The sequence below is a fragment of the Streptomyces sp. NPDC048415 genome (genome assembly GCF_040651675.1).
Classification (GTDB): domain Bacteria; phylum Actinomycetota; class Actinomycetes; order Streptomycetales; family Streptomycetaceae; genus Streptomyces.
On record NZ_JBEZKJ010000022.1, the window covers coordinates 29,286 to 51,650 of the forward strand.

Genomic DNA, 22,365 nt, shown 5'->3' on the forward strand with positions numbered 1-22,365 from the left:
GGGCACTCTAGGGCGGAAGCCGGGCGTCCGTAAGGTCGCATATGGGCATACATCCCCCTCTGTCGGTGATTGGCTGGCGATCGACGGGCATCGGCCGAACTACCAGTAATCTCTGGGGGATTTGTCGTGCACGTCGCCATTCCGGGGGGAAATATGGCCCGTGATCACACACCGTTCCGCCACCGTGCCCGCGTCACCGCGGCGGCGGCCGTCGTGGCGGCGCTCACCGCCGGGGGGACCGCCCTCAGCGCGCTTCCGGCCGAGGCCGCGGGCAAACCCAAGGGGCACGACGTCTCCTCGCACCAGAAGAACGTCGACTGGCAGAGCGCGAAAGCAAAGGGCGCCCGGTTCGTCTATGTGAAGGCGACCGAGTCCCACACCTACCGCAACCCGTACTTCAGCCGGCAGTACAACGGGGCACGCACCGCGGGCATCCTCCACGGCGCCTACCACTTCGCGGTCCCGGACAAGTCGTCCGGCGCCACCCAGGCCGCGTACTTCGTGCGCAACGGCGGCGCCTGGCGCGCGGACGGCTGGACGCTGCCGCCCGCGCTGGACATCGAGTACAACCCCTACAGCAAGCACAAGTGCTACGGCCTGAGCAAGGCCGGGATGGTGAAGTGGATCAAGACATTCAGCGACGAGGTCAAGCGGGAGACCGGCCGCCGGCCGGTGATCTACACGACCGCGCACTGGTGGAACACCTGCACCGGCGCCAGCCGCGCCTTCGCCGCGAATCACGCCCTGTGGCTGGCCCGCTACGACGCGGCGGACGCGGGGGCACTGCCCGGCGGCTGGTCGTACTGGACGTTCTGGCAGTACGACAACAGCGGCGCCCTGCCGGGTGACCAAAATCTCTTCAACGGATCCCTGACCGGGCTGAAGCGGCTCGCGAGGGGCTAGAAGCCGGGACCGGAGCCCGATATTCCGCCTTCGTTCGAGGCGCGGGGCCGCCCCTCCGACGCAAGCGGAGGGGTGGTCCACCCATTGAGACACCCCACCGCCCGACCCAGTTCATCTTCCGTTCACCCAGGTTGCCTACGGTCCACGTGCCACTGACGTCAAACAGAAGCCTGGGTAAATGGAACACATCACGCTCCTCCTCGGAATCGTGATCGTCACCGCTCTCGTGTTCGATTTCACGAACGGTTTCCACGACACTGCCAACGCGATGGCGACGACCATCTCGACCGGCGCTCTGAAGCCCAAGACGGCGGTGGCCATGTCCGCCGTGCTGAATCTCGTCGGTGCGTTCCTCTCCGTGGAGGTCGCCAAGACGATCTCCGGCGGAATCATCAACGAAGAGGGCATTCGCACCGAAGTGATCTTCGCGGCGCTCGTCGGCGCCATCCTGTGGAATCTGCTGACCTGGCTGCTGGGTCTGCCCTCCAGCTCCTCCCACGCGCTCTTCGGCGGACTGATCGGCGCCGCGGTCATGTCGGCCGGCTGGTCGTCAGTGAACGGCTCGACCGTCGTCACCAAGGTGCTGATCCCCGCGGTCGCCGCGCCGATCGTGGCCGGACTCGCCGCGATGCTGGCCACCCGGCTGACGTACAAGATCGGCGGGCGGGCCGAGGAGAAGGCGACCGCCAAGGGCTATCGCGCGGGGCAGATCGCCTCCGCGGGGCTGGTCTCCCTCGCCCACGGCACGAACGACGCGCAGAAGACCATGGGCATCATCACCCTCGCCCTGGTCACCGGCGGTGTCATCGCCCCGGGCTCGAACCCTCCCAGCTGGGTCATCGTCTCGGCCGGTATGGCCATCGCGCTCGGCACCTACCTGGGCGGCTGGCGCATCATCCGCACCATGGGCAAGGGCCTCACCGACCTCGCGCCGCCGCAGGGCTTCGCCGCCCAGACCAGCGCCGCGACGGCCATCCTGGCCTCCTCGCACATCGGCTTCTCGCTCTCCACCACCCAGGTCTGCTCGGGCGCCGTGATGGGCTCGGGCGTCGGCCGCAAGGGCGCCGTCGTCCGCTGGTCGACCGCGACCCGCATGTTCGTGGCGTGGGGCCTGACGCTGCCCGCCGCCGGTCTGGCCGGCGCGAGCGCCGAGTTCCTGACCAAGCAGGGCGCGTGGGGCATCGCCCTCACGGGCGTGCTGCTGGTGGCCGGTGCCGGCACCATCTGGAAGCTCTCCCGCCGCCGGCCCGTCACGGTCGACAACGTCAACGACGTCACCGCCGAGCCCGCGGGCGTCGTCACCACGGCGATCGCCGCCGTCAGCCCGCCGCCGGCCGGTTCGATCGCCACGGCCGACACCGACCTGAAGACCACCATCCCGGCCCCGGACGCGGAGCCCACCCGCCCGGCCACGGTGTAAGGAACGAACAGCATGAACATCGACTGGGCAGCCCTCGCCTCCGTCTTCGGCGTCAGCCTCGTGGCCACCGTCTCCCTCGTCGGCCTCTTCACCCTCGGCATCGTCAGCCTGTCCAAGCGCGAGTCGGCCTCGACTCGGGGCGGCTCCGTGGCCCTCGCGACCACCGGCGCCTACGCCTGCTTCGCGGCCTGCGCGGCGGCGGTGGCGTACGGGATCTTCATCATTGTCGGCAAGTGAGCCGAACCAAGTAGCCCAAAACGGGCATCACTTCAGGTGGGGTGCGGGACGGAACATCGTCCCGCACCCCACCCGCATGTGGGCCTTCGCACACTCTCCCCCCGCAGGTCAACAGCAAGTTGACGGGTGTTCCGGCCCCGTGGTGGACTGCCGGAGCCAAGTACGGCGGCATGAGAGGAAGCCGGTGTGAGTCCGGCGCGGTCCCGCCACTGTCACCGGGGAATGACGTTCCCGGGAGCCAGGAACTCTCACCGCCGGTCTCGTCGAACCAGGGCGTGGACACCCTGAGTGAGGACATATCGCCATGCGCGGCTGCCCAAGTGCCCTGCCAACGAAGCGAACGACGGCGCAGCCCGACCTGACGGTCGGCTGAACCGATGCGTGCCGATCGCGTCTTCGCGTACGGCGCCGCCGCCGGCCTCCTCGGTGACCTGCTGCTCGGCGATCCCCGCCGGGGGCATCCGGTCGCCGCGTTCGGGCGGGCCGCGTCAGAGGTGGAGCGGGTGTTGTGGCGGGACCACCGTGGGTGGGGCGCGCTGCACACCACCGTGTGCGTGGGCGGCGCCACCGGCCTCGCCACGCTCGCGAGTCGTTGCGTACGTCCCTCTCGGGCCGCCTCCGTCGCGCTGACCGCCGCCGCCACCTGGGCCGTCGTCGGCGGGACCTCCCTCGGGCGTGAGGCGCGGGCGATCGGCGACGCGCTCGCCGTCGGTGATGTCGAGGCCGCCCGGCAACGGCTGCCGCATCTGTGCGGGCGCGACCCCCAGACACTGGACTCCGACGGCATCGCGCGTGCCGTCGTCGAGTCCGTCGCCGAGAACACCTCCGACGCCGTGGTGGGGGCCCTGGCGTGGGGGGCCGTCGCGGGTGTGCCGGGGCTCGTGGCCTTTCGTGCCGTGAACACGCTGGACGCCATGGTCGGGCACAGGTCCCCCAAGTACCGGCGGTACGGGTGGGCTTCCGCGCGGCTCGACGACGTGGCGGGATGGCCGGGGGCCCGGCTGACCGCCGTGCTCGCGACCGTGGCCGGGGGCGATCCGCGGGGCGCCGTGCGCGCCTGGCGCGCGGACGCCGGCAAGCATCCGAGTCCCAACGCCGGGCCCGTGGAGGCCTCGTTCGCGGGGGCGCTCGGGGTGCGGCTCGGCGGGACGCTCTCATACGGGGGCCGGGTCGAGCACCGGCCCGTACTCAATGCCGAAGGGCGGCCCGTGTCGGTCGCCGACATCGAGCGGGCCGTCCGGCTGTCGCGGCGCGTGAGCCTGCTCGCGCTCGCCGTGTGCGCCGTCGGACGGACGCTTTCCAAGGGGGCCACCTCATGAGCGGCGGACTGCTCATCGCCGGGACCACCTCCGACGCCGGCAAGAGCGTCGTCACGGCGGGGATCTGCCGGTGGCTGGTGCGCCAGGGCGTCAAGGTCGCCCCCTTCAAGGCGCAGAACATGTCCCTCAATTCCTTCGTCACGCGCGAAGGTGCCGAGATCGGCCGCGCGCAGGCCATGCAGGCGCAGGCCGCACGCGTGGAGCCCAGCGCGCTCATGAATCCCGTGCTGCTCAAGCCGGGCAGCGACCGGAGCAGTCAGGTCGTGCTCATGGGCAAGCCCGTGGGCGAGATGAGCGCGCGCGGCTACCACGGCGGACGGCAGGAGGCGCTGCTCGGGACCGTGCTGGAGTGCCTCGCCGAGTTGCGGGGCACGTATGACGCGGTGATCTGTGAGGGGGCCGGCAGTCCGGCCGAGATCAATCTGCGGCGCACCGACATCGTGAACATGGGGATCGCCCGGAACGCACGACTGCCCGTGCTCGTCGTCGGTGACATCGACCGCGGTGGCGTGTTCGCCTCCTTCTTCGGGACGGTCGCGCTGCTGAGCGCGCAGGACCAGGAACTCGTCGCGGGGTTCCTCGTCAACAAGTTCCGCGGGGATGTCTCCCTGCTGGAGCCGGGGCTCGACATGCTGCACGACCTCACCGGGCGACCCTCGTACGGCGTGCTGCCCTTCCGGCACGGCCTGGGCATCGACGAGGAGGACGGACTCCGGGTCTCACTGCGAGGTGCCGTGCGGGAGTCCGTGGTCGCACCGCCCGCCGGTGAGGACGTCCTGCGGGTCGCCGTCTGCGCGATACCCCTCATGTCCAACTTCACCGACGTGGACGCGCTGGCCGCCGAGCCGGGCGTGGTGGTGCGGTTCGTGGACCGGGCCGAGGAGCTGGCGGACGCCGACCTCGTCGTCGTACCCGGGACCCGGGGCACGGTGAAGGCGTTGGAGTGGCTGCGGGAGCGGGGACTCGCGGACGCCCTCGCGCGCAGGGCCGCCGAGGGGCGGCCGGTTCTCGGTATCTGCGGTGGCTTCCAGGTCCTCGGCGAGCACATCGAGGACGAGGTGGAAAGCCGTCAAGGTCATGTCGAGGGTCTCGGACTCCTCCCCGTACGCGTGCGGTTCGCGCGCGAGAAGACCCTGACGCGGCCGGTCGGCGAGGCTCTCGGCGAGCGGGTCGAGGGATACGAGATCCACCACGGCGTCGCCGACGTCACGGGAGGAGAGCCCTTCCTCGATGGCTGCCGGGTCGGCGCCGTCTGGGGCACCCACTGGCACGGCTCGCTGGAGTCGGACGGATTCCGGCGGGCCTTCCTGCGCGAGGTGGCGGCCGCCGCGGGCCGCCGCTTCGTACCGGCCGCCGACACGTCGTTCGCGGCGCTGCGCGAGCAGCAGTTGGACCGGCTCGGCGATCTGATCGAGGAACACGCGGACACGGACGCGCTGTGGCGGCTCATCGAGTCGGGCGCGCCGCAAGGACTGCCTTTCATTCCACCGGGAGCGCCCGCATGAGCACAGTGTTGTTGTTGTCGACCGCCGACACGGATCTGCTGGCGGCCCGTGCCTCCGGCGCCCCGTACCGCATCGGTAATCCGACCCGGGTGGAGGTCGCGGAGGAGCTGCCCGCGCTCATCGAGGGCGCGGACATCGCCGTCGTACGACTCCTGGGCGGCAAGCGTGCCTGGGAGGAGGGCCTGAACCAGCTGCGGGCCTCGGGCATCCCGACCGTCCTGCTCGGCGGGGAGTCCGTCCCGGACGCCGAGTTGATGGCCGAGTCGTCGGTGCCCGCCGGCGTGGTGGCGGAGGCGCTGCGCTACCTCGTCGAGGGCGGCCCGGACAACCTCACCGAATTGGCCCGGTTCCTGTCCGACACCGTGCTGCTCACCGGCGAGGGCTTCGAGGAGCCGCGGAAGATGCCAGAGTACGGCGTCCACGGCGAGCGCGCGTACATCGAGGGCCGTCCGACCGTCGGTGTGCTCTTCTACCGGGCTCATCAGCTCAGCGGCAACACCGCCTTCGTCGACACGCTGTGCGACGCGATCGAGGCGCGCGGCGCCAACGCCCTCGCCGTGTACTGCGGTTCGCTGCGCGGCGCGGACGCGGGCCTGTACGAAATCCTCCAGAAGGCCGACGCGCTGGTCGCCACCGTGCTCGCGGCGGGCGGCACGCACGCCTCCCAGGCGTCCGCGGGCGGCGACGAGGAGGCCTGGGACATCGGTGCGCTCGCCGACCTCAACATCCCTGTGCTGCAGGGGCTTTGCCTGACCTCGTCGAAGAACACCTGGGCCGAGTCGGACGCCGCCCTGTCCCCCATGGACGCGGCGATGCAGGTCGCGATCCCGGAGTTCGACGGACGGCTCATCACCGTGCCGTTCTCCTTCAAGGAGCAGGGTCCCGACGAGGTGCCGGTGTACGTCGCCGACCCGGAGCGGGCCGCGCGCGTCGCCGGAATCGCCGTACGGCACGCCCGGTTGAAGCACAAGCCGAACGAGGAGAAGAAGCTCGCGCTCGTCTTCACCGCCTACCCCACCAAGCACTCGCGGGTCGGCAACGCGGTCGGTCTCGACACGCCCGCGTCGGCCGTACGGGTCCTGGACGCGCTGCGGGGCGCCGGATACAGCCTCTCCGCATACCCCGACCAAGGCGACGAGTTGATCCACCGGCTCATCCAGGCGGGCGGCCACGACGTCGAGTGGCTCACCGAGGACCAGCTGGCCGCCGCGCCCGCGCGGGTGCCGCTCGCCGACTACCAGGCATGGTTCGACACACTCGAGCCGGGGCTGCGGGACGGGATGCTCGAGGCATGGGGCGAGCCTCCGGGCTCCCTCTACGTCGACGGCGACGACATCGTGCTGGCCTGTCTCCAGTTCGGGAACGTCGTCGTGATGATCCAGCCGCCGCGCGGCTTCGGCGAGAACCCGATCGCGATCTACCACGACCCGGACATGCCGCCGTCGCACCACTACATGGCGGCGTACAGGTGGCTGGAGAACTCGTTCGGCGCCGACGCCATCATCCACATGGGCAAGCACGGCACGATGGAATGGCTGCCCGGCAAGGGACTCGGACTCAGCGGAGGCTGCGCGCCCGACGCCGTGCTCGGCGAACTCCCGCTCATCTACCCGTTCATCGTCAACGACCCCGGCGAGGGCACGCAGGCCAAGCGGCGCGGGCACGCCACGGTCGTCGACCACCTCGTACCGCCGATGGCGCGCGCGGACACGTACGGCGATCTGGCGAAGCTGGAGCAGCTCCTCGACGAGTACGCTCTCGTCTCCGACCTGGACCCGACGAAGGCCCCGGCCGTGCGCGCGCAGATCTGGACCCTGGTCAAGGCCGCGGAGCTTCACCATGACCTGCATATCGACGAGCAGCCGGACGACGGCGACTTCGACGAGTTCGTCATGCACATCGACGGCTATCTGTGCGAGATCAAGGACGTGCAGATCAGGGACGGTCTGCACATTCTCGGCGGCGGGCCGGAGGCCGAGCCGCGGGTGAACCTCGTGCTGGCCGTGCTGCGCGCCTCACAGGTGTGGGGCGGCGCGGCGAACGCGCTGCCGGGTCTTCGGGCCTGTCTCGCCGAGCACTTCGGCCTGGTCGAGAAGGAGCTGCTCGCCGAGCCGGGGGCGCCGGTGAAGGTGCCGGTGGAGCTGACGGACCTCGTCGAGGGACCGGCGCGGACCGGAGCCGACGCCATCGACCTGCTGGAGCAGCTGTGCCGCCGGATCGCGCAGGGCATGGAGGAGCGCGGCTGGGTGACGTCCGAGAGCACTGCTCTCGTAAGGGAGGTCCTGGGCCTCGAACTGCCCGACGCCGTCGCGGTGTTGGAGTTCGCATGCCGTGAGGTCGTGCCGCGGCTGGCCCGTACGACGGACGAGATCACCCACATCCTCCGTGCCCTGGACGGCGGTTACGTCCCGGCCGGCCCCTCGGGCTCGCCCACCCGCGGACTCGTCAACGTCCTGCCGACCGGCCGCAACTTCTACTCCGTCGACCCCAAGGCGATCCCGTCCAGGCTCAGTTGGGAGGTCGGTCAGTCCCTCGCCGACTCCCTGGTGCAGCGCTACCTCCAGGACACCGGCGAGTACCCGACGTCCGTCGGTCTGACGGTCTGGGGTACGTCCGCCATGCGCACGCAGGGCGACGACATCGCGGAGATCCTGGCGCTGCTCGGCTGCCGCCCGGTGTGGGACGACGCCTCCCGCCGGGTGACCGGCTTCGAGGTCGTCCCGCTCGACGAACTCGGCCGGCCGCGCATCGACGTCACCGTCCGGATCTCCGGCTTCTTCCGGGACGCGTTCCCGCACGTCGTCGGCCTCCTCGACGACGCGGTACGCGCGGTCGCCGAGCTGGACGAGCCCGCCGACCGGAACTACGTGCGCAAGCACGCCGACGAGGACACCGCCGAGCACGGCGACCGGCGGCGCGCGACGGCCCGTATCTTCGGCTCCAAGCCGGGAGCGTACGGCGCCGGTCTGCTCCCCCTCATCGACGCCCGCAACTGGCGCTCCGACGCCGACCTCGCCGAGGTGTACGCGGTGTGGGGCGGCTACGCGTACGGGCGCGGGCTCGATGGGCGGGCGGCGCGCGGCGACATGGAGACCGCGTTCAAGCGGATCGCCGTGGCGGCCAAGAACGTCGACACGCGTGAGCACGACCTCGTCGACGCCGACGACTACTTCCAGTACCACGGCGGCATGGTCGCCATGGTCCGGCACCTGACGGGGACCTCCCCGGAGGCGTACGTCGGCGACTCCGCCGTACCCGACCAGGTGAAGACCCGCACCCTCGGCGAGGAGACGCACCGCGTCTTCCGCGCCCGCGTCGTCAACCCGCGCTGGATGGCGGCGATGCGGCGGCACGGCTACAAGGGTGCCTTCGAGATGGCGGCGACCGTCGACTATCTCTTCGGGTACGACGCGACGGCCGGGGTCGTGGACGACTGGATGTACGAGAAGCTCAGCGCGGAGTACGTCTTCGACGCGGAGAACCGGGACTTCATGAAGAAGTCCAACCCGTGGGCGCTGCGCGGGATCACGGAACGCTTGCTGGAGGCCGCCGACCGGGGGCTGTGGGCCGAACCGGACGCGGACACGCTGGAGCGGCTGCGCGCCACCTATCTGGAGCTCGAAGGCGACTTGGAGGGCGACGACCAGTGAGTACTCCGTTTCCGTTCACGGCGGTGGTCGGCCAGGACGACCTGCGGCTCGCGCTGCTGCTGAACGCCGTCTCGCCGGCGGTGGGCGGCGTGCTGGTGCGCGGCGAGAAGGGCACCGCCAAGTCGACCGCCGTACGAGCCCTTTCGGCCCTCGTGCCGGAGGTGGACATCGTCGCCGGGTGCCGTTTCTCGTGCGCGCCCGCCGCACCCGATCCGGCGTGCCCGGACGGGCCGCACGAGCCCGGTGCCGGCGTCCGACGGCCCGCCCGCATGGTGGAGTTGCCGGTCGGCGCCTCCGAGGACCGGCTGGTCGGCGCGCTCGACATCGAGCGGGCGCTCGCCGAGGGCGTGAAGGCCTTCGAGCCGGGGCTGCTGGCCGACGCGCACCGCGGGATCCTGTACGTCGACGAGGTCAACCTCCTCCACGACCACCTGGTCGACCTGCTCCTCGACGCCGCCGCGATGGGCGCCTCCTACGTCGAGCGCGAGGGCGTCTCCGTACGGCATGCCGCCCGCTTCCTGCTCGTCGGCACCATGAACCCCGAAGAGGGCGAGCTGCGGCCGCAGTTGCTCGACCGTTTCGGGCTCACGGTCGAGGTCGCGGCCTCCCGGGAGCCGGACCAGCGGGTCGAGGTCGTCCGGCGCAGGCTCGCCTACGACGACGACCCGGAGGCCTTCGCCACGCGCTGGGCCGACGAGGAGTCCGCCGTACGGGCCCGGATCGTGGCCGCCCGCGAGCTGCTGCCCTCCGTACGGCTCGGGGACGGCGCGCTGCGGCAGATCGCGGCGACCTGTGCGGCCTTCGAGGTGGACGGCATGCGGGCCGACATCGTCATGGCCCGCACCGCGACCGCGCTGGCCGCCTGGGCCGGGCGGACCGAGGTGCTCGCGGAGGACGTACGGCAGGCGGCCCTGCTCGCGCTGCCGCACCGGCGGCGCCGCAACCCCTTTGACGCGCCCGGCCTCGACGAGGACAAGCTCGACGAGACGCTGGAGGAGTTCGGGGGGCAGGACGAGAACGACGACGATCCCGATCCGGACGGGCCCGGCGGGGGCGGCAGGCCACCGCAGGACGGGCCGGAGGGCGACTCCCCCGCGCCGGGGGAGGTTCCCGCGCAGGGCGATCCCAGCGAGGGCGGACAGCCGCAGCCAGGCGGCGAGCAGTCCCCCGCACGGGCGGCCGAACCCTTCCGTACGAAGGTACTGAGCGTGCCCGGGCTCGGTGAGGGCGCGGCCGGGCGGCGTTCGCGCGCGCGGACCGAGCATGGGCGGACCACCGGCTCGCGGCAGCCCCGAGGGGCGCTCACCAAGCTGCACTTGGCGGCGACCGTGCGGGCCGCCGCGCCTCATCAGCGGGCGCGCGGACGGTCGGGGCCGGGACTGGTCGTACGGCGGGACGATCTGCGGCAGGCCACCCGGGAGGGGCGTGAGGGCAACCTCGTGCTCTTCGTCGTGGACGCCTCCGGGTCGATGGCGGCCCGGCAGCGGATGAGCGCGGTGAAGGGCGCCGTGCTGTCGCTGCTCCTCGACGCCTACCAGCGGCGGGACAAGGTGGGCCTGGTGACCTTCCGGGGATCGTCGGCCGACCTCGCGCTGCCGCCCACCTCTTCCGTGGACGCGGCGGCGGCCCGGCTGGAGTCGCTGCCGACGGGCGGGCGGACGCCTCTCGCGGCCGGGCTGCTGCGGGCGCACGACGTGCTGCGGGTCGAGCGGCTGCGGGACGCGGCCCGGCGGCCACTGGTCGTCGTGGTGACCGACGGGCGGGCCACGGGTGGGCCGGAGCCGGTCGCGCTGGCTGGGCGTGCGGCGCGGCTGTTCGCGGCCGACGGGGTCGCCTCCGTGGTCGTCGACTGCGAGGCGGGGCCCGTGCGGCTCGGGCTCGCCGGGCAGCTCGCCGGTGAACTGGGCGGCACTGCAGTGACGTTGGACGAGCTGCGGGCGGACTCGATCGCCGGTCTTGTCAAGGGAATTCAGGGCAGCAGGAGGGCCGCGTAATGCCTCAGGGACAGCCGAGTGTCGTGCCGGACGACGGCTTGACGACACGTCAGCGGCGTAACCGTCCGCTGGTCGTCGTGCACACGGGGATCGGGAAGGGCAAGTCCACCGCCGCGTTCGGGCTCGCGCTGCGCGCCTGGAACCAGGGGTGGCCCATCGGGGTGTTCCAGTTCGTCAAGTCGGCGAAGTGGAAGGTCGGGGAAGAGAACGCGCTGCGCGTGCTCGGTGATTCCGGCGAGGGCGGCTCCGTCGACTGGCACAAGATGGGCGAGGGCTGGTCCTGGGTCCAGCGCGACTCCCAGATGGACAACGAGGAGAAGGCCCGCGAGGGCTGGGAGCAGGTCAAGCGGGACCTCGCCGCCGAGACGTACCGGTTGTACGTCCTGGATGAGTTCGCCTACCCGATGCACTGGGGGTGGGTGGATGTCGATGAGGTCGTCGCTGTGCTGCGGGATCGGCCGGGGACTCAGCACGTGATCATCACCGGGCGCAACGCCCCCGAGAAGCTCGTCGAGTTCGCCGACCTGGTGACGGACATGTCCAAGGTCAAGCATCCGATGGACGCCGGGCAGAAGGGGCAGAGGGGCATCGAGTGGTGACTTCTTCCGTCCCTCGGCTGGTCATCGCCGCGCCCTCCTCGGGCAGTGGCAAGACCACCGTTGCCACGGGGCTGATGGCGGCCTTCGCCTCGCGGGGGCTTGCCGTGTCCCCGCACAAGGTGGGGCCCGACTACATCGACCCCGGGTATCACGCGCTCGCGACCGGGCGTGTGGGACGGAACCTCGACGCGTATCTGTGCGGCCCCGAGTTGATCGCGCCGTTGTTCGCGCATGGCGCGCGCGGGTGCGATCTCGCGGTCGTCGAGGGTGTCATGGGGCTGTTCGACGGGGCCGCGGGGCAGGGGGAGCTGGCGTCCACCGCTCATGTCGCGAAGTTGCTTCGGGCGCCGGTGGTGCTGGTCGTCGACGCGTCGTCGCAGTCGCGGTCCGTGGCGGCGCTGGTGCACGGGTTCGCCTCCTGGGATCCCGAGGTGCGGGTCGCGGGGGTGATCCTCAACAAGGTGGGGTCCGAGCGGCATGAGGTGATGCTGCGGGAGGCTCTGGACGCGTCCGGGGTTCCCGTTCTCGGGGTGCTTCGGCGAGCTGAGCAGGTACAGACTCCCTCTCGGCACCTTGGGCTCGTGCCTGTTGCCGAGCGGCGCGCGGAAGCCGTGGATGCGGTTGCCGCCATGGCCTCGCGGGTGCGGGAGGGGTGCGATCTCGACGGTCTGCTCGCGCTGGCGCGCAGTGCGCCCGCGTTGTCGGGTGCGGGGTGGAGCGCGGCTGAGGCTGTGCTGGATTCGCCCCCGCCGCCCCTTCCCGATCCCGAACTCGGGGGCTGCGCCCCCGAACCCCCCGTCGCCCCAAGGGCTCGTCCTCAAACGCCGGACGGGCTGAGAGTGGTCGCTCTCGCCGGTGGGCCGGCCTTCACGTTTTCCTACGCCGAGCATGCCGAACTGCTTGCCGCCGCCGGGGCCGAGGTCGTGAGCTTTGATCCGCTTCGGGACGAGCGGCTGCCCGATGGGACGGGCGGGGTGGTCATCGGGGGTGGGTTTCCCGAGGTGTACGCGGCTGAGCTGTCGGCCAATGAGCCGTTGCGGAAGGCGGTTGCCGAGCTGGCGTTGGGCGGGGCACCCGTCGCCGCCGAGTGTGCCGGGCTGCTGTATCTGTGCCGTGAGCTCGACGGGCAGCCCATGTGCGGGGTGCTCGACGCCACGGCCCGGATGGGTGAGCGGCTGACGCTCGGCTACCGGGACGCCGTCGCCGTGTCGCAGAGCGTGCTCGCTTCGGCGGGGACGCGCATGCGCGGGCACGAGTTCCACCGGACCGTCGTCGAACCCGGCGCCGGGGCGGCTCCCGCCTGGGGTGTGCGCGCCCCTCAGCGGCGGCTCGAAGGTTTCGTACAGCAAGGTGTGCACGCGAGTTATCTGCACACGCACTGGGCATCCGAGCCCGGTGTCGCCCGTCGGTTCGTGGAGAGGTGCCTGACGTCATGAGCAGCAAGCTGATCGGAGTCGGGGTCGGGCCCGGTGACCCGGAGCTGGTGACCGTCAAGGGCGTCAACGCCCTGCGGACCGCCGAGGTCGTCGTCGTGCCCGTCATGGACACCGGTGAACGAGGGCGGGCCGAGGCGACCGTGCTGCACTACGTGCCCGAGGAGAAGGTCCTGCGGATCGTCTTCGCGCTCAACGAGCGCAGCGACCGGGGCCGGCGCGAGGCCGCCTGGGACGCCGCCGGTGCGCGGGTCGCGGACCTGCTCGACAAGCACAGCACCGTCGCCTTCGCCACCATCGGTGATCCCAACGTGTACTCCACGTTCACCTATCTCGCGCAGACCATCGGGGAGCTGGTGCCGGGCACGGTGATCGAGACCGTGCCGGGTATCACCGCGATGCAGGATCTCGCGGCGCGCTCCGGTGCCGTTCTCACCGAGGGGACCGAGCCGCTCACCCTCGTGCCGGTCACCGCGGGGGCCGCCGTGCTCAAGGACGCGCTCAACGGGCCCGGCACCGTCGTCGCGTACAAGTTCGGGCGGCAGGCGCGGGAGGTCGCGCAGGCGCTGCGCGAGACCGGGCGGATCGAGGACGCCGTGTGGGGGTCGGCGCTCGGGCTCGAGGAGGAGTCGATCCGGCCCGCGGGCGAGCTGGACGGTGAGCCGCTGCCGTATCTCTCCACGCTCATCGCGCCCGCGCGGCGCGACGGCCGGCGCGGCGGGAAACTGTGAGCCGCGCAAGGTCATGCGGCGAGGCCGACCACCAGCCAGACGAAGCCCACACCCGCGACCGTGCACAGCAGGGTCGAGCGGGCCGGGTGCTCGTGATGCGCCTCGGGGAGGATCTCGGCGGCGGCGAGGTACAGCAGTACGCCGCCGAAGAGGCCGAGATAGCCGCCGAGCGGTTGTTCAGGCAGGGTGAAGAAGAGCGTGGAGGCCGCGCCGATCACGGGGGCCGCGGCGTCGGCGACCAGCATCGCGACCGCCTTGCGGCGGGCGTTCCCGTACAGGCTCGTGATCGTGTACGTGTTGAAGCCGTCCGCGAAGTCATGGGCGATCACCGCGAGCGCGACCGCCAGGCCCATGCTGCCGCCGACCTGGAAGGCGGCGCCGATCGCGACGCCGTCCATCGCACTGTGGCCGACCATCGCGGCGGCGGCCGTCAGGCCCACCTCGGGCGCGCGCCCGCCCGTCTCCCGGCCACCACCCCTCGTCGAAGCGCTTCGCGCTGCTGTGCCGGTCTCAAAGTGCTCCTCGCCGCCGTGCGCGGCCTGGCGGGCGGCCAGCAGCCGTTCCACCAGATGGGCCAGCAGAAACCCGGCCACGAACAGCAAAAGCGCGGCGGGTACGCCGAAGACCTCGGTACCCGCCGCGTGCAGGGCCTCCGGCAGCAGGTCCAGGCCGACCACGCCCAGCATCAGGCCGCCGGCCAGGCCCAGCACCAGGTGGCGGCGGTCGGTCACGCGCTGTGCCGTCCAGCCGCCGGCCAACGTCATCAGGAACGCGCCGAGCGCGACGAGGACCGCCATACGCCCTTGCTATCCGATCAGCCCTCGTTCGCGCACGTCTGTCGACGACGCCGCGCGTACTGATTCTTCGCCGCACGCGCGTAGCGGCTCCCTGCCCCACGCGCGTACCGGCTCTCGCAGCACTCGAGTTTTCGTAGGAGAGGACCGATTCCCATGGCCGATGCCCCCACCGGCAAGGTGACCTTCGTCGGGGCAGGGCCCGGCGCCGCCGACCTGCTGACGTTCCGCGCCGCGCGTGCCATCGCCGAGGCCGACGTCGTGATCTGGGCGGCCAGCCTGGTGCAGGCGGAGGTCCTCGACCACGCGCGCGAGGGCGCGGAAATCCTGGATTCCGCGACGATGTCCCTCGAGGACGTCGTGGCCGTGTACGAGCGGGCTTCGCGGCACGGCCTGAAGGTCGCCCGTATCCACTCCGGCGATCCCGCGCTGTGGGGCGGCACCCAGGAACAGCTCGACCGGTGTACGGACATCGGGGTCGAGACCGAGATCATCCCGGGCGTCTCGTCGTTCTCCGCCGTGGCCGCGCTGGCGCAGCGCGAGCTGACGATCCCCGAGGTCGCGCAGTCGGTGATCCTCACCCGGCTCGGCGGCGGCAAGACGCCGATGCCGCCCGGTGAGGAGGTCCGCGAGTTCGCGCGGCACGGCACGACCATGGCGCTGTTCCTGTCCGCCGCGCGCAGCGGGCAGCTGGTGCGGGAGTTGCTGGAGGGCGGCTATCCGACGTCCACGCCGGTCGTGGTCGCCTATCAGGCGACCTGGCCGGAGGAGCTGATCGTGAGGTGCACGATCGAGACGCTCGAGGAGACGGTCAAGGAACACAAGCTCTGGAAGCACACGCTCTTCCTGGTCGGCCCGGCGCTCGACGCGAGCGGCACGCGCTCGCACCTCTACCACCCCGGTCACTTCCACGGTTTCCGCAAGGCCGACCCGCGGGCGCGCGCGGAGCTGCGTGCGGCGCGGAAGGGCAGTCCGTCGTGATCACCGTCGTCGGTACGGGGACGGGGGCGCCGCTGCCGCCGGACGCGGCCTCCGCTCTGGCGGAGGCCGGACTCGTCGTCGGCGCCCGGCGCCATCTGGCGGCGGCGCGACTGCCGGAGGGAGCCGAACAGGTCGTCCTCGGACCTCTCGCGCCCGCCCTCGACACGATCGAGCGGTACGTGGAGAAGGACGGCCGGGTCGTCGTGCTGGCCTCCGGCGACCCCGGGTTCTTCGGGATCGTGCGGGCGCTGGCCGAGCGGTTCGGGGCACAGCGGCTGGACGTCCGCCCCGGCGTGTCGTCCGTCGCCACCGCCTTCGCGCGGCTCGGGCTGCCCTGGGACGACGCGGTGGTGGTCAGTGCGCACGGGCGTGACCTGCGCAGCGCGCTGAACGTCTGCCGGGCGCACCCGAAGGTGGCCGTGCTGACCGGCCCCGGCTCCGGGCCCGCCGAGTTGGGTGCCGCCCTCGCCTACCGCTGCGGCGACCGCGTCCTCGTCGTGGCGAGCGCCCTCGGCGACCCCGAGCACGAGCGCGTGGAGCGGGTCAGCCCCGCCGAGGCCGCCGTCCGGGACTGGGGTACGGCGGTGAGCGTCGTCCTGTGCCTGGACGAGTCACGTGCCCTCGCCCCCGTGCGGACCGTCGCCGGGCCGCAGCCGGGTCCCACCCAATGGGCCCTGGACGAAGGCGAGTTCACACATCGCGACTCGATGATCAGCAAGTTCGAGGTACGGGCGCTTGCACTGGCCCGGATCGGGCCCCGCCTGGGCGAACTGATCTGGGACGTCGGCGCGGGCTCCGGGTCCGTCGCCGTCGAGTGCGCGCGGTTCGGCGCCGCCGTCACCGCGATCGAGAAGACGCGGGACGGGGTCGAGCGGATCCGTGCCAACGCCGAGGCGCACGGCGTGGACGTCCGGGTCGTGCACGGGGCCGCGCCCACGGTGCTCTCCGATCTGGACGACCCGGACGCGGTGTTCATCGGCGGCGGCGGACGTGAGCTGCCCGCGATCGTCACGGTCTGCGCGCGGCGGGCCCGGCGTGCCGTCGTGGTCGCCATGGCCGCGCTGGACCGGGTGCCGGCCGCCCGGGACGCGCTCACCGGTGCCGGGTTCGACTGCGACGGCGTCCTGCTGCAGTCGTCCCGGCTCTCGCCGCTGCCGGGTGGCGTCACCCGGCTCGCGGCCACCAATCCGGTTTTTCTGCTGTGGGGCGTCCGGCCTCCGGCCCGTACCGAAGGAGTCCCCCAGTGATCGGCCTGATTTCCGCCACGGCGGCGGGCGCGGCGGCCCGTGACCGGCTGGCCGCGGCGTGGTCCACACGTGCCCGTGTGTACGACGGACCGTCCGTCGGGGACGCCGTGCGGGCCGCGTTCGCGGAGTGCGAGCAGGTGGTGTGCTTCCTCGCCACGGGCGCGGTGGTACGGCTCGTCGCGCCGCTGCTGTCCGACAAGGGGACCGACCCCGGGGTCGTGTGCGTCGACGAGGGCGGCCGGTTCGCTGTTTCCCTCGTGGGCGGGCATGCCGGCGGCGCGAACGAACTCGCCCGCGAGGTGGGCGAGTTGCTGGGGGCCGAGCCTGTGGTGACCACTGCGACCGACTCCGTGGGGGTGCCGGGGCTGGACACGCTCGGGTTCCCCGTGGAGGGGGATGTCGCGGGGGTTTCCCGGGCCATGCTGGACGGGGAACCCGTGGCGCTGGACGCGGAGTTGAGGTGGCCTCTTCCTGCCCTGCCGCCCAATATCGCGAATCCGGCGCCGACGGCTGTGCCCATCGCGCGGGGTGATGGCCCACAGGCGTACCGTATCCGCCTCACCGACCGCGTCCTTGAACCCTCGGTGCGGGAAGTCGTGCTCCGGCCCCCCTCCCTCGTCGTCGGCGTCGGCGCCTCGAAGGGTGCGCCCGCCGACGAGATCCTCGGACTGGTCGAAGAGACTCTCCGCGACGCCGGTCTCTCCGCCAGGTCCGTCGCCGAGCTGGCCACCGTCGACGCCAAGGCCGCGGAGCCCGGCATCGTCGCGGCGGCCGAGCGGCTCGGGGTGCCCGTGGTGACGTACACCGCCGAGGAGTTGGCGGAGGTCGACGTGCCGAACCCGTCGGACGCGCCGCTCGCCGCCGTCGGAACGCCGTCCGTCGCGGAGGCGGCGGCCCTCGTAGGGGGAGGTGAACTCCTCGTCCCCAAGCGGAAGTCGGCGCGTGCGGACGGGCAGCCCGCGATGGCGACCTGCGCGGTGGTGCGGCGGGCGGCGCGCGGGCGGCTCGCCGTGGTGGGCCTGGGGCCCGGCGCGCGCGATCTGCTCACTCCGCGCGCCAAGGAGGAGCTGCGGCGGGCCTCCGTGCTCGTCGGGCTCGACCAGTACGTCGACCAGATCCGCGATCTGCTGCGGCCCGGCACCCGGATCCTGGAGTCGGGGCTCGGCGCCGAGGAGGAGCGGGCACGGACGGCGGTGGCCGAGGCCCGGCGCGGGCAGGCCGTCGCGCTGATCGGCAGCGGGGACGCGGGGGTGTACGCGATGGCGTCGCCCGCGCTGGCCGAGGCGTCCGACGACATCGACGTGGTGGGGGTGCCCGGGGTGACCGCCGCGCTCGCGGCCGGCGCGATCCTGGGCGCGCCGCTCGGCCACGACCATGTGTCGATCAGCCTGTCCGACCTCCACACCCCGTGGGAGGTCATCGAGCGCCGCGTACGGGCCGCCGCCGAGGCGGACATCGTGGTCACGTTCTACAACCCGCGCAGCCGGGGCCGGGACTGGCAGCTTCCGAAGGCGCTCGCGGTCCTCGCCGAGCACCGGGAGCCGACGACGCCGGTGGGTGTCGTACGCAACGCCTCGCGGCCGGACGAATCCAGCCGTCTCAGCACCCTCGCGGGACTCGATCCGGCGACGGTGGACATGATGACCGTCGTGACCGTGGGCAACACGGCGACCCGAGAGATCGCCGGGCGCATGGTGACGCCGCGCGGCTACCGCTGGCAGGAGGAGGCCAAGTGAGCCAGGTGTTCCCCGGGGCCCGGGTCGTGCACCCTATCGAGCAGGAGTCCTTCCGGCGGCTGCGCGCCCGCCTGGACACCTCGCATTTCCCGCCGCTGACGCGCGCGGTCGTGGAGCGGGTGATCCACTCCGCGGCCGATCTGGAGTACGCGACGGACCTCGTCACCGACGAGGACACCCTGCGCCGGGCACACACCGCGCTGCACGCCGGGGCGCCCGTCGTGGCGGACGTGGAAATGGTCGCGGCGGGGATCACCCGCCGCGACACCGTCTGCCGCCTCAAGGACGCCAAGTCGGGCCCCGGCCTGACCCGTTCGGCGCATGCGATCCGGCTCGCGTACGAGGATGTCGGGCCCGGCGCGCTGTGGGTGATCGGCTGTGCGCCGACCGCCCTGGAGGAGTTGCTGAGGCTGGACGCCGATCCGGCGCTCGTCATCGGTCTGCCCGTCGGTTTCGTCGGTGCCGCCGAGTCCAAGGCCGCGCTCCGCGACAGCGGGCTGCCCGCCGTCAGCAACGTGTCGGAGAAGGGCGGTTCGGCGGTCGCCGCCGCCGCGCTCAACGCCCTGCTGTACCACCCTGTTCCGGAGGCCGCCCAGGCCTCACCGTTCGTCAAGGAGACATCGTGACCACCCCTGCCCCCGCCCTGCTCATCGCCGGACACGGCACCCGGGACGAGGCCGGAGCCGAGGCTTTCCGTGACTTCGTAGGGGAGTTGGGGCGCCGTCACCCCGAACTGCCGGTCGCGGGCGGGTTCATCGAGCTGTCGCCGCCGCCGCTCGGTGACGCCGTGAGCGAACTGGTCGAGCAGGGGGTACGGCGTTTCGCCGCCGTACCGCTGATGCTGGTGTCCGCCGGGCACGCCAAGGGTGACATTCCAGCTGCGCTGGCCCGCGAGAAGGAACGGCACCCCGGAATCTCGTACACGTATGGGCGTCCGCTGGGCCCGCACCCGTCGCTGCTGACCGTCCTGGAACGGCGGCTCGACGAGGTCCTCGGCGGCACCGCCCGCACCCCGGAGGACCGGGCCGATGTGACCGTGCTGCTCGTCGGACGCGGCTCCACCGACCCGGACGCCAACGCCGAGGTCCACAAGGCGGCACGGCTGCTCTGGGAGGGCCGGGGGTACGCGGGCGTCGAGACGGCCTTCGTGTCGCTGGCGGCGCCGGACGTGCCGTCGGGCCTGGACCGCTGTGTGAAGCTGGGCGCGCGCCGCATCGTCGTGCTCCCCTACTTCCTCTTCACGGGCATCCTCCCGGACCGGGTACGCCAGCAGACCGAGGGCTGGGCGGCCGCTCACCCGGACGTCGAGGTGCGGTCCGCCGACGTCATCGGCCCCGAGCCCGAGCTGCTCGACCTGGTCATGGAGCGCTACCAGGAAGCCGTCAAGGGTGACCTGCGGATGAACTGCGACTCCTGTGTCTACCGGATCGCCCTGCCCGGGTTCGAGGACAAGGTGGGGCTCCCCCAGCAGCCGCACTTCCACCCGGACGACGACGATCACCACCACCACGGACACCACAGCTCTCACGGGCACTCCCACTCCCATGCGCACTGAGGGGGCGGGCGAGAGCGGCGCTCTCAACGGCGGAGCGCACGCGGGCGGCGCTGCGAGCGAGGGCGGCGCTCTCGACGGCAGAGCGCACGCGGGCGGCGCGCACGATCTGCGCCATCACGGTGACGCCGAGGTGCGCGACGACGGCTCCGCGCTCACCGATCTCGCGGTGAACGTCCGCGTGGACACGCCTCCCGCGTGGCTGCGGGAGCGGATCGCCACGTCGCTGACCGGGCTCGCGGCTTATCCTGACGGGCGCGACGCGCGGGCCGCGGTGGCGACGCGGCACGGGCTGCCGGTGGAGCGCGTCCTGCTCACGGCGGGCGCGGCCGAGGCCTTCGTCCTGCTCGCCCGCGCCCTGAAGGCCCGTCAACCGGTCGTCGTGCACCCGCAGTTCACCGAGCCGGAGGCGGCGTTGCGGGACGCGGGGCATACGGTGGGCCGCGTCCTGCTGCGGCCCTCGGACGGCTTCCGGCTGGACCCGTCGTCCGTCCCCGAGGACGCCGACCTCGTCGTGATCGGGAATCCGACCAATCCGACGTCGGTGCTGCACCCGGCCGCCTCGATCGTCCAACTCGCCCGGCCGGGCCGGTTGTTGGTGGTCGACGAGGCGTTCATGGACGCGGTGCCCGGTGAGCGGGAAGCTCTTGCCGGGCGGACGGACGTGCCCGGTCTCGTGGTGCTGCGCAGCCTCACGAAGACGTGGGGCCTGGCGGGGCTCCGTATCGGCTACGTTCTCGCCTCACCCGAGACGATCACGGCGCTCGAGCGGGCGCAGCCTCTCTGGCCCGTGTCCACGCCCGCGCTGGTGGCGGCCGAGGCGTGTGTGTCGTCCCGGGCGCTCGCGGAGGCCGCGCATGCGGCGCACCGGGTGGCGGCGGACCGGGCCCACCTTCTGGCGGGGCTTCGGGAGTTCGCCCCCGACGGGGTGTCGGTCGTGGAGCCGGCGGAGGGGCCGTTCGTGCTCGTCCGGCTGCCCCACGCGGCCGCCGTACGCCGCCACCTGCGCGACCTCGGCTTCGCCGTGCGCCGCGGGGACACCTTCCCCGGCCTCGATGAGGAGTGGCTGCGGGTGGCGGTACGCGACCGGTCCACGGTCAACCGGTTCTTGCAGGCGTTCGATCGGGCCGTGACGGTGGTGGGGGGCTGAGGACCAGGCGGTTTCTCGCCCCCTCCGCCCCTACCCGTCCCGTCCTTGGGGGCTCCGCCCCCCAACCCGGATTCAGCCCGTCCGGCGTTTGAGGACGAGCGCGAAGCGCGATACGGGGGGTCTGGGGGGGCGGAGCCCCCCAGGTACGGTGGGGGTCCCCCCGCTCGAGCGAAGCCGAGAGTGGGGGAGGGTAGGGGCGGCGGGGGCGAAAGAAGCCCTTGGTCAGCCCCGGCGCCGCCGGGCCAGCGCGACCGCTCCCCCACCCGCCGCGAGCAACGCGACAGCGCCGCCCGCGATGTAGGGCGTCAGAGAACCGCCCCCGGTCTCAGCGAGGTCCGCCGCCGCAGGGGCACCTTGAGGCCGCACATCGGACACCGGATCCACCGGAGACTCACACGTCGCCCCCGCCAGCGTCACAGTCCCCTCCACCTCCGCCACATTCAGCTTCAACGGGTTGACGGACACCGTGAGTTCGAGCGCGGACGCCGCCGCCGTACGGGACGTGGTCCGCGTCCTGGAGAGGTCCAGGCGGACCTCACCGACCCCCGGCACCGTCACCTCCGTAGGCCCGCCCGCGGAGAGGGTCACCTTCTTGCCGAACACGGTGACACCGCCGAGAAGGTTCGCGGTGGCGACGGGCTTCTTCCCGGCCTCGCACGTCGCCTTCGAGGTCACCGCGCCGACCTCGATGAGAGACAGCAGCGGCAGCCCGGGGACATGGACCGTCGCGTGCGCGAGACGGGTGGAGCCCTCGGCCTTCCCGGCGGAGACCGTGGCCTTCGCGGTGGCCACGTCCGCGCTCAGCACGCTGAACGGACGCCCCCCGTCGACCCCGTCCAACTGGGCGGCGAGCGCGGTCTTCTGGGCGCTCCGCGGCGCCTGGACCTCGTTGAGGGAGACCGTGAGCGGAACGTTCACGGTCTTGTTGAGCAGGGACACGTCGAGCCCGGTGCGGAGCACGACGGCGCTCGCGCGACCGTGGTCAGCGGTCGCGTGGGCGGAGCCCGCGCCGGCCAGCGCCGCAGGACCGGCGGCGAGGGCGGTGGCGGCCGCCGTGGCGGCGAAACGGCGTGCGGGCATACGGAAGTTATTGCGGTTCAAGGGTGGGACCCCC

At 72.3% G+C, this 22,365-nt stretch carries 18 protein-coding genes and 1 riboswitch; of the genes, 16 read left to right on the plus strand and 2 right to left on the minus strand.

Features of this window, described 5'->3' with window-relative positions; translation table 11 throughout:
- The first annotated feature begins 153 nt into the window (after positions 1–153).
- The 10 genes from AB0D27_RS17015 to cobI all read left to right on the plus strand — a co-directional run bounded on the left by AB0D27_RS17015 (position 154) and on the right by cobI (position 13,791).
- A complete protein-coding gene (locus AB0D27_RS17015) occupies positions 154–903 on the plus strand; it encodes a lysozyme (protein WP_362508553.1) in 750 nt (249 codons plus the stop codon).
- Between the two features lie 178 nt (positions 904–1,081).
- A complete protein-coding gene (locus AB0D27_RS17020) occupies positions 1,082–2,323 on the plus strand; it encodes an inorganic phosphate transporter (protein ID WP_362508556.1) in 1,242 nt (413 codons plus the stop codon).
- Between the two features lie 12 nt (positions 2,324–2,335).
- Positions 2,336–2,560 carry a hypothetical protein gene (locus AB0D27_RS17025; RefSeq protein ID WP_362508559.1) on the plus strand — a complete coding sequence of 75 codons (225 nt, stop codon included), beginning with the start codon at positions 2,336–2,338 and terminating at the stop codon, positions 2,558–2,560.
- A 126-nt stretch (positions 2,561–2,686) separates the two neighbouring features.
- Positions 2,687–2,828, plus strand: a riboswitch (cobalamin riboswitch).
- Positions 2,829–2,937: 109 nt separating this feature from the next.
- A complete protein-coding gene (locus tag AB0D27_RS17030; RefSeq protein ID WP_362508562.1) occupies positions 2,938–3,879 on the plus strand; it encodes a cobalamin biosynthesis protein in 942 nt (313 codons plus the stop codon).
- Positions 3,876–5,384, plus strand: a complete 1,509-nt coding sequence (locus AB0D27_RS17035; protein ID WP_362508565.1) for a cobyric acid synthase — start codon at positions 3,876–3,878, stop codon at positions 5,382–5,384. The genes AB0D27_RS17030 and AB0D27_RS17035 overlap by 4 nt, the downstream gene beginning before the upstream one ends.
- A complete protein-coding gene (gene cobN, locus AB0D27_RS17040; protein WP_362508568.1) occupies positions 5,381–9,034 on the plus strand; it encodes a cobaltochelatase subunit CobN in 3,654 nt (1,217 codons plus the stop codon). The genes AB0D27_RS17035 and cobN overlap by 4 nt, the downstream gene beginning before the upstream one ends.
- The gene (locus tag AB0D27_RS17045) at positions 9,031–11,028 is read left to right on the plus strand and encodes a putative cobaltochelatase (RefSeq protein WP_362508571.1); all 1,998 of its coding nucleotides are present in this window, start codon (positions 9,031–9,033) and stop codon (positions 11,026–11,028) included. The genes cobN and AB0D27_RS17045 overlap by 4 nt, the downstream gene beginning before the upstream one ends.
- A complete protein-coding gene (cobO, locus tag AB0D27_RS17050; protein ID WP_362508574.1) occupies positions 11,028–11,627 on the plus strand; it encodes a cob(I)yrinic acid a,c-diamide adenosyltransferase in 600 nt (199 codons plus the stop codon). The genes AB0D27_RS17045 and cobO overlap by 1 nt, the downstream gene beginning before the upstream one ends.
- Positions 11,621–13,063 (plus strand): cobyrinate a,c-diamide synthase, encoded by a 1,443-nt coding sequence (locus AB0D27_RS17055; RefSeq protein WP_362508577.1) that lies wholly within the window; start codon positions 11,621–11,623, stop codon positions 13,061–13,063. Before cobO ends, AB0D27_RS17055 begins: the two co-directional genes overlap by 7 nt.
- Positions 13,060–13,791 (plus strand): precorrin-2 C(20)-methyltransferase, encoded by a 732-nt coding sequence (cobI, locus tag AB0D27_RS17060; RefSeq protein WP_362508580.1) that lies wholly within the window; start codon positions 13,060–13,062, stop codon positions 13,789–13,791. The genes AB0D27_RS17055 and cobI overlap by 4 nt, the downstream gene beginning before the upstream one ends.
- An 11-nt stretch (positions 13,792–13,802) precedes the next feature.
- Here the strand turns inward: cobI and AB0D27_RS17065 are convergent, their stop codons facing one another.
- The gene (locus tag AB0D27_RS17065; RefSeq protein WP_362508583.1) at positions 13,803–14,588 is read right to left on the minus strand and encodes a ZIP family metal transporter; all 786 of its coding nucleotides are present in this window, start codon (positions 14,586–14,588) and stop codon (positions 13,803–13,805) included.
- Between the two features lie 153 nt (positions 14,589–14,741).
- On the opposite strand from AB0D27_RS17065, the gene cobM reads away from it, so the two are divergent.
- The 6 genes from cobM to cobC are packed head-to-tail and all read left to right on the plus strand — an operon-like array spanning position 14,742 to position 21,251.
- Entirely contained in the window at positions 14,742–15,566 is an 825-nt protein-coding gene (gene cobM / locus AB0D27_RS17070) for a precorrin-4 C(11)-methyltransferase (RefSeq protein ID WP_362508586.1), read from the plus strand.
- Positions 15,563–16,813, plus strand: coding sequence for a precorrin-6y C5,15-methyltransferase (decarboxylating) subunit CbiE (gene cbiE / locus AB0D27_RS17075; RefSeq protein WP_362508589.1), 1,251 nt, complete (start codon positions 15,563–15,565; stop codon positions 16,811–16,813). Before cobM ends, cbiE begins: the two co-directional genes overlap by 4 nt.
- Positions 16,810–18,549 carry a precorrin-3B C(17)-methyltransferase gene (cobJ, locus tag AB0D27_RS17080; protein WP_362508592.1) on the plus strand — a complete coding sequence of 580 codons (1,740 nt, stop codon included), beginning with the start codon at positions 16,810–16,812 and terminating at the stop codon, positions 18,547–18,549. The genes cbiE and cobJ overlap by 4 nt, the downstream gene beginning before the upstream one ends.
- A complete protein-coding gene (locus AB0D27_RS17085; protein WP_362508595.1) occupies positions 18,546–19,175 on the plus strand; it encodes a precorrin-8X methylmutase in 630 nt (209 codons plus the stop codon). Before cobJ ends, AB0D27_RS17085 begins: the two co-directional genes overlap by 4 nt.
- Positions 19,172–20,104, plus strand: coding sequence for a sirohydrochlorin chelatase (locus AB0D27_RS17090; protein ID WP_362508598.1), 933 nt, complete (start codon positions 19,172–19,174; stop codon positions 20,102–20,104). Before AB0D27_RS17085 ends, AB0D27_RS17090 begins: the two co-directional genes overlap by 4 nt.
- Positions 20,094–21,251, plus strand: a complete 1,158-nt coding sequence (gene cobC / locus AB0D27_RS17095; RefSeq protein WP_362508601.1) for an Rv2231c family pyridoxal phosphate-dependent protein CobC — start codon at positions 20,094–20,096, stop codon at positions 21,249–21,251. The genes AB0D27_RS17090 and cobC overlap by 11 nt, the downstream gene beginning before the upstream one ends.
- Before the next feature lie 222 nt (positions 21,252–21,473).
- Here the strand turns inward: cobC and AB0D27_RS17100 are convergent, their stop codons facing one another.
- The gene (locus AB0D27_RS17100; protein WP_362508604.1) at positions 21,474–22,352 is read right to left on the minus strand and encodes an SCO1860 family LAETG-anchored protein; all 879 of its coding nucleotides are present in this window, start codon (positions 22,350–22,352) and stop codon (positions 21,474–21,476) included.
- Positions 22,353–22,365: the final 13 nt, after the last annotated feature.

Coding starts and splice junctions, on each gene's coding strand:
- AB0D27_RS17015 (WP_362508553.1), top strand. CDS start 154: ATGGCCCGTGATCACACACCGTTCCGCCACCGTGCCCGCGTCACCGCG.
- AB0D27_RS17020 (WP_362508556.1), top strand. CDS start 1,082: ATGGAACACATCACGCTCCTCCTCGGAATCGTGATCGTCACCGCTCTC.
- AB0D27_RS17025 (WP_362508559.1), top strand. CDS start 2,336: ATGAACATCGACTGGGCAGCCCTCGCCTCCGTCTTCGGCGTCAGCCTC.
- AB0D27_RS17030 (WP_362508562.1), top strand. CDS start 2,938: ATGCGTGCCGATCGCGTCTTCGCGTACGGCGCCGCCGCCGGCCTCCTC.
- AB0D27_RS17035 (WP_362508565.1), top strand. CDS start 3,876: ATGAGCGGCGGACTGCTCATCGCCGGGACCACCTCCGACGCCGGCAAG.
- cobN (WP_362508568.1), top strand. CDS start 5,381: ATGAGCACAGTGTTGTTGTTGTCGACCGCCGACACGGATCTGCTGGCG.
- cobO (WP_362508574.1), top strand. CDS start 11,028: ATGCCTCAGGGACAGCCGAGTGTCGTGCCGGACGACGGCTTGACGACA.
- cobI (WP_362508580.1), top strand. CDS start 13,060: ATGAGCAGCAAGCTGATCGGAGTCGGGGTCGGGCCCGGTGACCCGGAG.
- AB0D27_RS17065 (WP_362508583.1), bottom strand. CDS start 14,588: ATGGCGGTCCTCGTCGCGCTCGGCGCGTTCCTGATGACGTTGGCCGGC.
- cobM (WP_362508586.1), top strand. CDS start 14,742: ATGGCCGATGCCCCCACCGGCAAGGTGACCTTCGTCGGGGCAGGGCCC.
- cobC (WP_362508601.1), top strand. CDS start 20,094: ATGCGCACTGAGGGGGCGGGCGAGAGCGGCGCTCTCAACGGCGGAGCG.